The organism is Streptomyces sp. NPDC004266, assembly GCF_042874095.1.
In the GTDB taxonomy this organism is placed as follows: Bacteria; Actinomycetota; Actinomycetes; order Streptomycetales; family Streptomycetaceae; genus Streptomyces.
Genome location: NZ_JBIAMM010000003.1, coordinates 424,327 through 436,972, shown reverse-complemented (window position 1 = coordinate 436,972; position 12,646 = coordinate 424,327). Strand labels below are relative to the sequence as shown.

General features: G+C 73.9%; 12 protein-coding genes. 6 read left to right on the top strand and 6 right to left on the bottom strand.

Annotated features, from left to right (window positions below; genetic code table 11):
• Positions 1 to 50: 50 nt before the first annotated feature.
• Positions 51 to 419, bottom strand: a complete 369-nt coding sequence (locus ACFYUZ_RS10035) for a hypothetical protein (protein ID WP_389307411.1) — start codon at positions 417 to 419, stop codon at positions 51 to 53.
• 390 nt (positions 420 to 809) lie between these two features.
• Positions 810 to 1,535: a PIG-L deacetylase family protein gene (locus ACFYUZ_RS10030; RefSeq protein WP_389307409.1), complete on the bottom strand. Its 726-nt coding sequence runs from the start codon at positions 1,533 to 1,535 to the stop codon at positions 810 to 812.
• A 141-nt stretch (positions 1,536 to 1,676) separates the two neighbouring features.
• On the opposite strand from ACFYUZ_RS10030, the gene asnB reads away from it, so the two are divergent.
• The 6 genes from asnB to ACFYUZ_RS10000 all read left to right on the top strand — a co-directional run bounded on the left by asnB (position 1,677) and on the right by ACFYUZ_RS10000 (position 8,730).
• Complete coding sequence (gene asnB, locus ACFYUZ_RS10025; RefSeq protein ID WP_389307408.1) at positions 1,677 to 3,476, top strand: asparagine synthase (glutamine-hydrolyzing); 1,800 nt, start codon at positions 1,677 to 1,679, stop codon at positions 3,474 to 3,476.
• A 48-nt stretch (positions 3,477 to 3,524) separates the two neighbouring features.
• Positions 3,525 to 4,415: a hypothetical protein gene (locus ACFYUZ_RS10020; protein WP_389307407.1), complete on the top strand. Its 891-nt coding sequence runs from the start codon at positions 3,525 to 3,527 to the stop codon at positions 4,413 to 4,415.
• Positions 4,416 to 4,514: 99 nt separating this feature from the next.
• On the top strand, positions 4,515 to 5,252 hold the full coding sequence (locus tag ACFYUZ_RS10015; protein WP_389307406.1) for an SDR family oxidoreductase: 738 nt from the start codon (positions 4,515 to 4,517) through the stop codon (positions 5,250 to 5,252).
• Between the two features lie 38 nt (positions 5,253 to 5,290).
• The gene (locus ACFYUZ_RS10010) at positions 5,291 to 6,856 is read left to right on the top strand and encodes a class I tRNA ligase family protein (protein ID WP_389307405.1); all 1,566 of its coding nucleotides are present in this window, start codon (positions 5,291 to 5,293) and stop codon (positions 6,854 to 6,856) included.
• Between the two features lie 50 nt (positions 6,857 to 6,906).
• Positions 6,907 to 8,310, top strand: coding sequence for a D-inositol-3-phosphate glycosyltransferase (gene mshA / locus ACFYUZ_RS10005; protein WP_389307404.1), 1,404 nt, complete (start codon positions 6,907 to 6,909; stop codon positions 8,308 to 8,310).
• Positions 8,311 to 8,526: 216 nt separating this feature from the next.
• Positions 8,527 to 8,730, top strand: coding sequence for a hypothetical protein (locus ACFYUZ_RS10000; RefSeq protein ID WP_389307403.1), 204 nt, complete (start codon positions 8,527 to 8,529; stop codon positions 8,728 to 8,730).
• A 101-nt stretch (positions 8,731 to 8,831) separates the two neighbouring features.
• Here ACFYUZ_RS10000 and ACFYUZ_RS09995 read toward each other — a convergent pair whose 3' ends face one another.
• The 4 genes from ACFYUZ_RS09995 to ACFYUZ_RS09980 all read right to left on the bottom strand — a co-directional run bounded on the left by ACFYUZ_RS09995 (position 8,832) and on the right by ACFYUZ_RS09980 (position 12,624).
• On the bottom strand, positions 8,832 to 9,884 hold the full coding sequence (locus ACFYUZ_RS09995) for a LuxR C-terminal-related transcriptional regulator (RefSeq protein ID WP_389307402.1): 1,053 nt from the start codon (positions 9,882 to 9,884) through the stop codon (positions 8,832 to 8,834).
• 142 nt (positions 9,885 to 10,026) lie between these two features.
• On the bottom strand, positions 10,027 to 11,058 hold the full coding sequence (locus ACFYUZ_RS09990; RefSeq protein WP_389307401.1) for a LuxR C-terminal-related transcriptional regulator: 1,032 nt from the start codon (positions 11,056 to 11,058) through the stop codon (positions 10,027 to 10,029).
• Positions 11,059 to 11,189: 131 nt separating this feature from the next.
• Positions 11,190 to 11,630, bottom strand: coding sequence for a Fur family transcriptional regulator (locus ACFYUZ_RS09985; RefSeq protein ID WP_389307400.1), 441 nt, complete (start codon positions 11,628 to 11,630; stop codon positions 11,190 to 11,192).
• Between the two features lie 100 nt (positions 11,631 to 11,730).
• Positions 11,731 to 12,624 (bottom strand): methyltransferase domain-containing protein, encoded by an 894-nt coding sequence (locus ACFYUZ_RS09980; protein ID WP_389307398.1) that lies wholly within the window; start codon positions 12,622 to 12,624, stop codon positions 11,731 to 11,733.
• Positions 12,625 to 12,646: the final 22 nt, after the last annotated feature.

Here is a 12,646-nt window from a genome sequence, read left to right as displayed (position 1 = left end):
GTACCCGTGCCGGGGCCCGCCGTGTGGAGGCGGGCCCCGGCACGGTGCGATCAGGAGACGCGCTTGAGGGTCCACGCGTTGTTGTTGAAGCCGGAGTTCGGCCACGCGACGCAGGAGCTGCTGTAGTAGGAGCTGGTCGCGGTCCAGCCGGCGGGGTAGTACGCGGACCCGCAGGCCTGGACGACGGTGCCTATGGGCAGGCCGGTGAGCTGCTTGATCTGCTTGATGTTGGGGTTGAGGTTCTGGTTGCCGCAGCTGGCGCTGTAACCCCAGCTGACGTCCACGTAGCCCTCCGGGGTGGCGGTGCTCGCGCACGTGGTCGTCACGTCACCGGGGGCCGCCTGGGCGGGCGCGGCGCTGAGGGCGAACATCGCGGCGGCGCCGGCGAGGGCCATGGTGGTGGTGCGCAAGCGGGTCATGGTGGACTCCTTGGATCCGAAAACGGCCAATGGCATAGGACAGCCCTGTTTCTACGGCGTGTGCGCGAGGCGTAACAGAGTGTTTCGAGTCTGGTGGAAACAGGCCACGCCGAGGGACGGTCCGGACCCGGGCGTTCCCCGGCTGGTCCAGCCGGCCGAACCGCTTCTTGCGGTCGTCGTCCCTCCGCTTCCGGTCCTCCCCGACCGAGGCGCCGAGCGAGCCGCTCTTCCGGGGCTCTTCCCGGCGGGCTCGCGACACCGGGGTCGGTGCGCGCGGTCACCGCCTCGCCGTGTCCGCATCGCGTGAACTCCCCCGGAGCAACGGCTGTCGAGGCGTCACACGCTCCCACTCGCCCCCTGAGGTCACCAGGGGGAAACCCCGTCGACGCCTCAGTCGATGTGCACGATCTGGAAGGCCTCCGCCATCCGTCCCGGGGGCAGGCCGCCGGCCGTCGCGTGCTCGCCGAGCCAGTCGCGCAGGAGGCCCGCCAGGTCGTCGAAGTGGGCCGTCTGCGAGGTGTGGATGCGCAGGGCCTCGACCTTGCGGTCGAAGACGGAGGTGACGTCGACGTACTGGTTCGGGGTGGGCCCGGTCATCAGCCACAGCTCGTGGACGGTCCACGGCTCCAGGCCCTCCTCCTTGAGGAGTTCCGGGTGGGCGAAGGGGTTGCGGGCCTCGGGGTAGACCGCGCGCAGGCAGGCGTCCCCGACCGCCCGGTGGTCGGGGTGGAGGTCGGCGACGCGGGCCCAGTTGATCTCGGGGGACGGGATGACGGCGCGCTGCGGCCGCACCTCGCGGATGACCCGGCACAGGTCGCGGCGGAGCTCCACGGTGGGCTCCACGAAGCTGTCGGGGTAGCCGAGGAAGCGGACGTCGGCGACGCCGCTGAGCTTGGCCGAGTGGACCTGCTCGGCGCGGCGCAGGTCCGCCATGGCCTGGCGGGGGAGCGCTTCGTCGTAACCGCCCGCGCCGCCGTCCGTGACGATGCAGTACGTGACGCGGGTGCCGCGCTCGACCCACTGCATGACGGTGCCGCTGACGCAGAACTCGATGTCGTCCGGGTGCGCGGCGACGACGAGCAGGGACTCGGGGGTGGTCCGGTTGAAGTCCTCCATGGGGCCAGCCTGTTGGGGCGGAGGGGGCGTCGCAAGGCCACGTCGTGGCGTGAACAGGACATGGCACTTACGCGCCATTCAAAAAGTTGGTAGATTCAAATCATTGGGTGCGACCAGTAAGTCGATTCGGAGGCGACCGGCATGTGCAGGATTCTCGGCTCCTTCGCCGCCGGGGCGGACCGCCCCGAACCGGCCCAGCTCGCGGCGGCCTCCGCCCGCCAGCGCCACGGCGGCCCCGACGAGCACCAGGTGCTCAGCGGACCCGGCTGGTCGCTCGGCTGCGACCGGCTCGCCGTCACCGACCCCCGCGGCGGACAGCAGCCCTACCGACTGCCCCACCTGCCCGGCATCCTCGCCGTGCTCAACGGCGAGATCTACAACCACGCCGAACTCCGCCGCACCCTCGCCGCCCGCGGCCACCGCTTCCCCGACCTCTGCGACGGCACCGTCCTCCCCGCGCTCTACGCCGAGTACGGCCCGGCCTTCGCCGAACACCTCGACGGCATGTTCGCCGTCGCCCTGCTCGACCTGCGGCCCGGCCGCACGCAACTCGTCCTCGCCGTCGACGACATGGGCATGAAACCGCTCCACCTGCACCACGACCCCTACGACGGCTCCACCCGCTTCGCCTCCGAGATCCCCGCCCTCCTCGCCTTCGAAGGCGTACGGATCGCCCCCCGCGACGACGCCCTCGACACCGTCCTCGCCACCCGCACCTCCTTCTCCACCCACACCGCGCTCGACGGCGTCGACGTCCTGCCGCCCGGCGCCACCGCCCTCGTACGCCCCGGAGCCGCCCCCGTCGTCCGCCGCCGCGGGCCGCGCCGCGCCACCCCCCTCGGCGACACCCAGGACGTCCTGCGCCACGAGGTGCGCCGGCTCGCCCGGGCCGAAGTGCCCGTCTGCGCCGTCACCAGCGGCGGCCTCGACTCCGGACTCGTCACCGCCCTCGCCGCCGAACACGCCCGCGAGACCGACGCGCCGCCGCTGCACACCTTCCACCTCACCTACCGGGGACGGTGGCCCGACTCCGAAGCCGCCTACGCCCGTGCCGTCGCCCGCCGCGCCCGGACCGTCCACCACGAGGTCGCCGTCGACCCCGACGAACTCGGCTCCCTCCTCACCCGGACCGTCCGCCACCTCGGCCAGCCCAACGCCGACCCCATCACCCTCTCCACCTACGCCCTCTTCCGAGCCGTCCGGCAGAACGGCTTCACCGTCGCCCTCGCCGGCGACGGCGCCGACGAACTCTTCGGCGGATACGACCGGATGCGCGCCGCCCTCGCCGCCGGCCCCGAATGGGCCGACACCTACACGGACGCGCTCTCGGCGGCACCGAGGCTCGTACGGGAGCACCTCTACACCTCCCACTACCGCGCCCACATCGCCGACCAGGGCTCCGCCGCCGACCGCATCGCCCAGGAACTCCGCTCGGCCGAGGCCGCCGGCGCGGACCGGCTCACCGCGATGACCGCCTTCGAGACCCGGTGGCGGCTCCCCGCGTACCACCTGCGGCGCCTCGACCACCTCTCCATGGCCTGGGCGGTGGAGGCGCGCCTGCCGTTCTGCCAGCCGTCCGTCGTCACGCACGCGAGGTCCCTGCCGGTGGCCGCGCGGACGGGCAAACGGGCGCTGTACGAGGCGGGCGCGGAGCTCCTGCCGCCGTCGGTCCTCCGCCGCCCGAAGCAGCCCTTCACGCTCCCGGTGGCCGCCATGCTGGCCCCCGGAGGTCCTCTGCTGGACCTGGTCCGCGAGATGCTCTCCCCGGCGCGGCTGGTCCTCGGCGGGAAGATCCGCGCGGACCGGGCGGCGAAACTCCTGGCCCGGCACCTGGACCGCCCCACCCCGCAGGCGGCCCTGACGCTCTGGTCCCTCGCCGTCCACGAACTCTGGACGGAGGTCGTCCAGGGCATGCGGATCCCCACCGGCTGTGCGGCCTGACCCCCCGGGCCCTCCCCGCCCCGGAGCCGCCGCGGCGCGGAGGGTCCCGTGACGGTCGTCGCCACCGTCGTCCGCGCCCACGACGCCCCCGGCCCCACCCTCGTGCTGCGGGGCGGGGAACTGCCGCGCGGCGCGCTCGCCCTGGCCGGTGAGCTGGCGCGGCTGCTCCGGGGGCTCGCCGGGACCGCCTACGCCGGCATCAACAAGATCGCCCTCTACGACCGTGCCCCCCGCGCCCTCCACGACCGCGCCCCCCGCGCCCTCCACTACCGCTTCGTCCAGGCCCTCCCCGACAGCCGGTTCGACTTCCGCGCCGGCTGCGGGCACTCCCTCCTCGCCTGTGTCGTCGCCGACGGACGCCGAGCGCCCGTCACCGTCCGGGCGGTGACCACCGGTGACACCGTCCTCTGCGAGCCGCAGGGGGACGAGGACGCGTACACGCTCAGTTTCCTCCGGGCGCCCACGGGCCCCGGCACCCTCCCCACCGGCCGCCCCGCGGACGTCCTCGACGGCGTGCCCGTCTCGCTCGTGCGGTACGGCAATCCGTACGTGTTCGTCGACGAGCGGCACCTGCCCCGGACGGCGGCGTACGACCGGCTCCTCGCGCTCCGGGCCGAGGCGGCCCGACTCCTCGGGCACCACCCGGACTCCGCGCTCCCCAAGATCGCCGCCTTCGCCGAGGGCCCCGACGGACGGCTCTCCGTCCGCGCCCTCACCGTCGGCGGCTGGCACCCCCGCCTCGCCCTCACCGGAGCCGCCGCCCTCGCCGCCGCGGGGGCGATCGACGGGACCGTCGTGCCCGCCGTGCGGGGGCCCGTCCGCACCCCGACCGGCACGGTCACCGTCTCCGCCGCCCCGGACCGCGTCCGCGTCCACCACAAGCGCGCCGAGGTCCTCGAAAGCCTCGAACTGCCCTGGCGTATCCACGCAACGGCGTGAACGCGCACCCCGCTCGCCAGGTCCGCGCCCCCCTTCCTCTGCCACGCTGAAATGGACCGGCCATCGGTATCCGTGGGGACGTGGGGAGAGCAGACGCACATGAAATTCGAGAATCTGCGTGTCGTCGTGACCGGGGCGTCCCGCTCTTTCGGTCGCGCGCTCGCCGTCGGATTCGCGCACCTCGGCGCCGAGGTCTATGTGTCGGCGCGGACCGTGGAGGCCGCCGAGCGGACCCGTACCGAGGTCGTGGGCTCGGCCCGTGACCGCATCCACGCCTTCGGCTGCGACCTGAGCAGGCCCGCCGAGATACGGGAGTTCGCGGCCCGGGTCGGCGAACGGACCGACCGGGTCGACCTGTTGGTCAACAACGGCGCCCGCTGGCTCGACGGCATGGACCTGGAGTCGGCGAGCGACGCGGAGATCATGGAGACGATCGAGTCGACGGCCGGCGGCACGGTCCTCATGGTGAAGCACTTCCTGCCGCTGCTCCGCGGCTCGCTGCGCCCCGACATCGTGAACATGGTCGCCGTCCGCGACGCCGAGGGCGCCTCCGCCTCCGCGGCCCACGAGGCCTTCTGGGCGGCGAAGAGCGCCCAGGCGGGTTTCGCGGACATCCTGTCGCGCCGGCTGCGGCCCTCGGGGGTCCGCGTCTTCTCCCTCTTCCCGCCCGATTTCTCGACCTCGGACCCGCGCTTCGCGGAATGGGACGGAGCGAATCCGGACGGAACGGCGCCCGACGAGAAACTCACCACACAGGCCCTCTTCGAGTGCATCGTCTACGCCGTCGAGCAGCCCCGCGACTGCTTCATCCGCTCCTTCCACTTCGAGCCCCGCTGACCGCCCTGCGCCCCACGGCGCCCCGTCAAGGAGGTCCCATGAGCACCCCTGTCTGGATCACCGCGACTCCCCCCGCCACCCACGGCGAACTCCACATCGGCCACCTCGCCGGGCCGTACGTCGCCGCCGACGTCCTCACCCGCTATCTGCGCGCGGAGGGCGAGGCGGTCCGGTTCACCACCGGCACCGCCGATCACGCCAGCTCCGTGGAGGTCCGCGCGCTGCGCCACCACCGCAAGCCGGAGGAGGTCGCGGAGGGCTACCGTGCCGCGATCACCGCCGACTGGCTGCGGTCGGGCGTGGAGTTCGACCACATCGTGCGCCCGCGCCGCGACAAGGGATACGGGCGCTGGGTGCAGGACCTCTTCGCGAAGCTGTACGCCCAGGGCGTCATCGCCCCCCGGACGCGGCTGCTCCCGTACTGCGAGCCGTGCGACCGCTGGCTGCACGGGGCGCACGCCACCGGCACCTGCCCGCACTGCGGCGCGGTCAGCGACGGCGGGATGTGCCACGAGTGCGCCCGGCCGAACGACGGCGGCGATCTGATCGCGCCGCGCTGCGCGCTCTGCGACACCCCGGCGGTCGCCCGCCGCTGCCGCCGGCTCTACGTGCCCCTGGAGCCCTTCCGGGACACGCTCGCCGACTACTGGGCGACGGCGGGCCTGCCGCCGAGGCTCGCCGCGCTGTGCGAGTCGCTCGTCGAGGACGGGCTGCCGGACATCGCGGTCGGCCACCCCGGCGAGTGGGGGCTGCCGGTGCCGGTGGAGGGCTTCCCCGAGCACCGCGTCGACGGCTGCTTCGAGGCCGCCGCGATGCACCTCTTCGGCTACGACGTGAAGGGTCCGCTGCCGCGCCGCGCGATCCACTTCTGCGGCTTCGGGCACGCCTTCTGCCACGCGGTGCTGCTGCCGGTGCTGCTCCTCGCGCAGGACGTCAAGCTGCCGCAGGACTTCAACGTCAACGAGTCGTACGTCATCGAGGAGGGCGTCCAGGAGGGCAACGTGTGGGCGCTCGACCTGCTCACCGAGTACGGCTCCGACACCCTGCGCCGGCACGTCCTCCAGGCCCGTCCGCTCGGGCGCCGCACGGTCTTCCGGCGGGAGCGGCTCGCCGCCGCCCGGCGCGAGCTGGACGAGAACTGGAACAGCTGGCTGTCCCGGCTCTTCTCGGCCGTGCGGGAGGAGTGCGGTGGCCTCGCCCCGCAGGCGCTGCCCGGCGGCACCGGCTGGGAGGTCCTGGAGCGGCGGCTGCACCGGGGCGTGGACGACCTGCGCGAGGCGTACGGCCCCGACGCGTTCGATCCGCGCCGGGCGGTCGCCGTCCTGGACGAGATGGTCCGCTCGGTGGCCGACTTCGGTCACGTCAACGCCCATGAGCGGTGCCGGCCCAGCACCTCCTGCCGTCATCTTCCGGCGCTGGCCGCCCAGCTGGCGGTGGCCTCGGCGCTCGCGGCCTGGTCGCGGCCGGTGATGCCGGAGGGCGCCGACCGGCTCGCGGCGGCGCTGCGGGTGGAGCCGGGGCGGCCGGTCGACTGGCAGGCGCTGATGCCGCCGCTGCCGGGAACCCGGCTCGCACCGCCGTCGGGTCCGGTCTTCGGTTTCTGACCGGCCCCTTCCCGCCCCGTACTACTAAGCAACTAAGTACTTCCGTAGGAATGCCCTGCCGCGTGACCGTGCGCGCGACGCGCAGGGGCACGCGGGCCCCCGCCTCCCTCTCACAGGAGCCCCACGTGTCCCTGCGCGTCGCCATGCTCAGCGTCCACACCTCCCCGCTCCACCAGCCCGGGACGGGGGACGCCGGCGGCATGAACGTCTACATGGTCGAGCTCTCCCGCGCCCTCGCCGAACAGGGCGTGGAGGTCGACCTGTTCACCCGCTGCCGGGGCGAGGGCGCGCCCCCGCTCGTGGAGCTCGCTCCGGGCGTGCGGGTCCGGCACCTGCACGCCGGGCCGCGCCGGGCGCTGCCGAAGGAGGCCATGCCCGGCCTGGTGGTGCCGTTCTCGCTGGCCCTGCTCAAGGAGGAGCGGCGCTACGACCTGGTCCACTCGCACTACTGGCTCTCCGGGCAGGCGGGCCGGATAGCGGCGGTGGGCTGGCGGACCCCGCTCGTGCACACGGCCCACACCCTGGCCCGGGTGAAGAACGCCTCGCTCGCCGAGGGCGACACCCCCGAGCCGGAGCTCCGCGTCCGGGGCGAGCACCAGGTGGTGGGCAGCGCGGACCGGTTGATCGCGAACACGGCCGACGAGGCGGAGGCGCTGCGCTCGCTGTACGGGGCGGAGGAGGCGCGGACCGAGGTCGTACGGCCCGGGGTGGACCTGCGCACCTTCCATCCGGGCGGGAGCGCCTCCCGGGGCGGGGGCGCCGGGGGAGGGCGGGCGGCGGCCCGTGCCCGGCTCGGTCTGCCGGCCGACGCGTTCGTGCCGCTCTACGCGGGCCGCATCCAGCCCCTGAAGGGCCCGGACGTGCTCGTCCGGGCGGTGGCGGAGCTGCTGCGGGAGGCGCCGGGGCTGCGCCGCCGGCTCCTGGTGCCGGTGGTGGGCGGGCACTCGGGCGCCTCCGAGCAGGGCTCGGTCCGGCGGCTCGCGGAGGAGCTGGGGGTCGCCGACGTGCTGCGGCCCCGCCCGCCCGTGCCGCAGGAGCGGCTCGCGGACTGGTACCGGGCGGCGGACGTGCTGGTGGTGCCGTCGCGCAGCGAGTCGTTCGGTCTGGTGGCGGTGGAGGCGCAGGCGTGCGGGACGCCGGTGCTCGCGGCGGCGGTGGGCGGGCTGCCGACGGCGGTGTGGGACGGGGTGACGGGCCTGCTGGTGCGGGGGCACGACCCGGTGGAGTACGCGCGCCGGCTGCGGATGCTCGCGGAGCATCCGGAGGCGGTGGAGACGATGGGGGCGGCGGCGGTGCGTCACGCGCGCGGGATGAGCTGGCGGGTGTCGGCCGCGCGGACCGTCGAGGTGTACCGGGGGGCACTGGAGCGGGGGGTGGGGCAGGGGCGGCGGCACGCCCCTGCCCCGGCGGCCCCTCTCTCCTGGAGGAACGAGAAGGCCGTAGCACAAGTCTAGCATCTCTTTTGGTCCGACCAAAGGTATGGCGAGCTCCGGATGCCTCAATTCCGTTGTTCCGGCGGCGCATTGACGCATCCACGCCATGGCGGATCCACGCACGGACAATCCCTGGATTCGATTCGGGGGCCGGGACAGAATGGAGATGTCTTCAGGGAAAGCCCGGCGGCACGGGCCCCGGAAGGCGGAATTGACATTCCAAGTCCTGGAGGAATCATGACCGTTCAGCAGAACTCCGGTATCCGCAAGGCCGTCCGCCAGTTCGTGGTCGCGGCGGTGGCGTGTACGGCGGTCGCGGCCGGCGCCGCCTTCGCCGTCTCCCCCGACAGCGCCGCCCCGGTCACCCCCCACGCCGTCGCCGGTGTCGCGGACGACAACGGCTGGCCGATCGTTCCGCCGAACCCGACCCCCACCAACTGACTTAGATCACCGGCGAATTCCCCAGGAATTCCGGAAACGCCTCCCCCTCGGGCCCCGCAATCGCTGCCACGATTGCGGGGCCCGCCCGTTCCCGGGAAGAATCAGTCCAGCCAGCCGAGCCGGACCGCCCGCGCACCCGCCTCGAAACGGCTCGTCGCCCCCAGCTCCTGCATCAGTTCCGAGATCATCCGGCTGACCGTCCGCAGCGACACCCCGAGCGTGCGCGCGATCCGCTCGTCCTTCATCCCCGAGGCCAGCATGTGCAGCGCGGCCCGCTGCTGCTCCGAGAGCCCGTCACCGCCCGCCTCCGCCGTCGCCTCGTTCCCGTACGGGGTCGCCGTGTGCCAGCAGTGCTCGTACAGGCTCAGGTACGGCCGCACCAGCGCGCTGCCCCGCGCCAGGATCGCGCCCTCGCCCGGCTCCTCGGGCCGGATCGGCACCAGGGCGAACTGCTGGTCGGCGATGATCAGGTTCATCGGCACCACCGGCGCGAGCCGGATCTCCACCCCCAGCTCGGCCCGCTGCCCGAGGAACTTCTCCATCCGCGGGTCCGTCGCCTCCTGCCGGCCGTAGACGGCGCGCACCCGCACGCCGTTGGCGAGCTGCCGCCGGTCCCGGTCGAGCATCAGCTCCGGGTTCTGCCGGCCCGGCGTCCCCGGGTGCATCGAGGCCGAACTCTGCTGCATCACATCGGTGATGTCCTCGATGGCCTGCTGGATCCTGCGGTAGTCCGTCAGGGCCTCGACGTGCGCCTCCGCCCGGGTCAGCGCCTCGGCCCGCAGATAGGAGCCCGCCAGGACCTCCAGCGTGCTGTACGCCTCGTCCGCCTCGGCCAGATGCTCCCGCAGCCGCTCCCGTTCCCGCTCCAGGAGCCGCAGCAGCGCGATCTCCGGGTCGATCGCCGCCACCGTGTCCGTCTCGGACCGCCAGCTGCCGTCCTGCACGGCGTCGACGGTGGCGTGCACCTGCCCCGTGGGCACGATGAGGCCCAGGGCGAGGAGTTCGCGGCGACATCGCTCGTACTCCTCCGGCGCCAGCCCGAGCTCCCGGCGGACCTCCTCGAAGTCCGAGACGCCCCGGCGGCGCAGCTCCTGGTACACGGCAAGCAGGACGTCGGTCGTGCCGTCCCCCGTGCCGTCGCCCGCGGTGACCATGGCGAAGTGACCCCCTCATCCTCCGAGTCGACCCCGCCCTCACCCCGTCATACGGCGTGGCGGGATTCCGTCGTGCGTTTTCCGCGGCCCGCACGGCCCCCGTGGACCGTGCGCGTCCCCCATGACATCCGAACTCCTCGTGCTAGCCCACGGGTTCCGGCCCTTCGCCGTCGAGCAGCCCCAGCCGGGCCGCCTTGACGCCGGCCTCGAAGCGGCTCGCCGCCCCCAGCTCCTGCATGACCTCGGAGAGCAGCCGGCTCACCGTCCGCAGCGAGACGCCGAGGCTGCGCGCGATCTGCTCGTCCTTGATGCCCGAGGCGAGCATGTGCAGCGCGGCCCGCTGCTGGTCCGACAGCCCGTCGCCGCCGGTCTCCCCGGGCTCCTCGCCGTACCGGGCGGCCGCCTGCCAGCAGTACTCGTACAGCGCGAGGTACGAGCGGACCAGGCCCGGGCCGCGGGCGAGGATGACGGGCGAGTCCGGATCGTGCGGGTCCGTCGGCAGCAGGGCGAAGTTCTCGTCGGCGAGGACCATGTTCATCGGGACGACGGGGGAGAGGCGCAGCTCCACGCCGAGGGCCGCCCGGTCCTCCAGGTGCTGGGTCATCTCGGGCACGGTGCCGACCCGGCGGCTGTACATGGCGCGGACCCGCACTCCGCGGGCGGCCCGGGAGCGGTCCCGCTCCAGCTCGGCGGCCATGTCCTCACGCCGTACGGAGCCGGTGTGCATGACGTGGACGGCGGTGCGCACCGACTCCGTCAGGTCCGAGAGCTCCCGCAGCACCCGCTGCGGGTCGGTGACGATCTCGACCTCGACCTCTGAGCGGGGCGCGGCCCCGGCCCGCAGGAACGGCCCGGCGAGGGCTTCGAGGGCGGTGTGCGCGCGGCTGGTCGCGGCGAGGCGGTCCTGGAGCCGGTCGCGCTCCCGGCGCAGCAGCCGCAGCAGGGCGACGTCCGGGTCGAGGACGACGGGGCGGGGGCTCGGGTCCGAGGCTTCGGGGGCGGCGGTGAGTCCTAAGGAGGCGAGTTCGCCGCGACATCGCTCCCGCTCGTCGGCGGAGAGATCCAGCCGGTCGGCGACCTCGTCGAAGCCGGCCTCGGGGCGGGCGCGGAGCTCCTGGTAGACGGCGAGAGCCTGATCGCTCCCCGCCCGGGACACGGCGGCGTTTCTGGACACGGCGCAGCAGACTCCCCTCGGATCCGGTGGACCCTGTCGAATCGCCCCGCTAGACCCTGCCACAAAATCGAACGACACGCACGGTGTCGACCGGCGCGGAAGCGGCGGGCACGCGGGGAGGTGACGGCGGCTCAGGCGCCGGAGGCGGCCGCCCGGCAGTCGGGGCACAGACCCCTGAAGACGACCTCCGCGTCGTCCACCCGCCACTGCGGCAGGGCGCCGCGGGGCGGCTCCGGCGCGGTCGCGGAGACGTTCTCCACCCGGCCGCAGCCGGTGCACAGGGCGTGCTGGTGGGGCGGTCCGGAGATCTCGAACACCGCGGGCAGGCCGGGCCGGTCGAACTTGGCGACCAGGCCGGTCTCCTGGAAGTGCCGCAGCATCTCGTACACGGCCTGGCTGGTCAGCGTGCCGAGCCGCTCGCGGGCCGTCGTGGTGATCGCCTCGACGTCCAGATGGCCGCCGGCGGCGAGCACCGTGAGCACCTCCAGGCGCGGGCCCGTGACCCGCAGCCCGACGTCGCGCAGGCGCTGGATCACCGCCTCGCGGCCCGTCAGCTCTTCCACGACTGCCATCTTCTCCGCCCGCCACCTGGTCGGCCCAAACGTTTGTGGGCATCGTACCTCTTGCTCGTCAACCCCGGCAGGTGCTCTTCGGCCGACCCTCCGCCCCGTATCAGTCGTCCGTCCTGCACACGAGGAGGACGGACTCGGTCCGCTCGTCGATCCGGTGGCGCCGCCGGCCCTCGATGTGCAGCCCCGCCGAGTGCAGCTCGGCCGCGAGCCGCTCGGGGTCGACGATCCACTTGTCCGTGGTCAGCACCACCCGCTCCGAGGAGAGCTTGCCGGTCCTGGCGGAGTAGTACGTGATCCGCTCGCTCATCGACGGCAGGTCGAAGACCTGCCGGGCCACCACCCACTCGTCGATGCCGTCGAAGCGCGGCACCTGGAACGCCCAGGTCCGCCGCGGCTCCGCGATCAGCCCCGGCAGCCGGTGCGCGGTGTAGTCGAGGGCGAGCGCCCCGCCCGCCTCCAGATGGGCGGCGACCTCGCGCAGCAGCTCCGGCCGGCTGGCCGGCGGGACGGCCGTGACCATGGCGCCCGCCAGCAGCGCCAGCCGGTAGCTGCCTTCGAGGCGGAGCTCGGTCAGGTCCGCGCGGTGGGTGACGACGAGCCCGGCCACCTGCGGGCCGATCCGGCGGGCCCAGCCTTCGAGGCGCTCCAGGGCCGAGGCGTCCCGGTCCACGGCTTCCACGGCGAAGCCGTGCCGGGCGAACGGGACGGCGAGCCGCCCGGCGCCGGAGCCGAGGTCGAGGACGGGTCCGCCGGTGGAGCGGGCGAGGCCGAGGTAGCGGACGATGTCCGCGCTGTGCGGGCCGAGCAGGGCGTCGTGCAGCCAGACCGAGCCCTCGTCGGCCGGGGAGACCGACTCGAGCCCGGGGAGCGTGTCGGCGGCGACCCGGACGCCGGCGCCGGGGGCGGGCTCCTGGTCGAGGCCGTATCGGGACGGCAGGACCGGAGCGAGCGCTGCGGGCACGACGGGCAGGGAAGTGCCGCTCGGTGTGTGCATCGCTCCTCCAGGGGCTCGCTCG

Excerpts from the sequence above, each read along its gene's own strand:
- ACFYUZ_RS10035 (WP_389307411.1), bottom strand. The coding sequence starts at position 419 with ATGACCCGCTTGCGCACCACCACCATGGCCCTCGCCGGCGCCGCCGCG.
- ACFYUZ_RS10030 (WP_389307409.1), bottom strand. The coding sequence starts at position 1,535 with ATGGAGGACTTCAACCGGACCACCCCCGAGTCCCTGCTCGTCGTCGCC.
- asnB (WP_389307408.1), top strand. The coding sequence starts at position 1,677 with ATGTGCAGGATTCTCGGCTCCTTCGCCGCCGGGGCGGACCGCCCCGAA.
- ACFYUZ_RS10015 (WP_389307406.1), top strand. The coding sequence starts at position 4,515 with ATGAAATTCGAGAATCTGCGTGTCGTCGTGACCGGGGCGTCCCGCTCT.
- ACFYUZ_RS10010 (WP_389307405.1), top strand. The coding sequence starts at position 5,291 with ATGAGCACCCCTGTCTGGATCACCGCGACTCCCCCCGCCACCCACGGC.
- mshA (WP_389307404.1), top strand. The coding sequence starts at position 6,907 with ATGCCCTGCCGCGTGACCGTGCGCGCGACGCGCAGGGGCACGCGGGCC.
- ACFYUZ_RS10000 (WP_389307403.1), top strand. The coding sequence starts at position 8,527 with ATGACCGTTCAGCAGAACTCCGGTATCCGCAAGGCCGTCCGCCAGTTC.
- ACFYUZ_RS09995 (WP_389307402.1), bottom strand. The coding sequence starts at position 9,884 with ATGGTCACCGCGGGCGACGGCACGGGGGACGGCACGACCGACGTCCTG.
- ACFYUZ_RS09985 (WP_389307400.1), bottom strand. The coding sequence starts at position 11,630 with ATGGCAGTCGTGGAAGAGCTGACGGGCCGCGAGGCGGTGATCCAGCGC.
- ACFYUZ_RS09980 (WP_389307398.1), bottom strand. The coding sequence starts at position 12,624 with ATGCACACACCGAGCGGCACTTCCCTGCCCGTCGTGCCCGCAGCGCTC.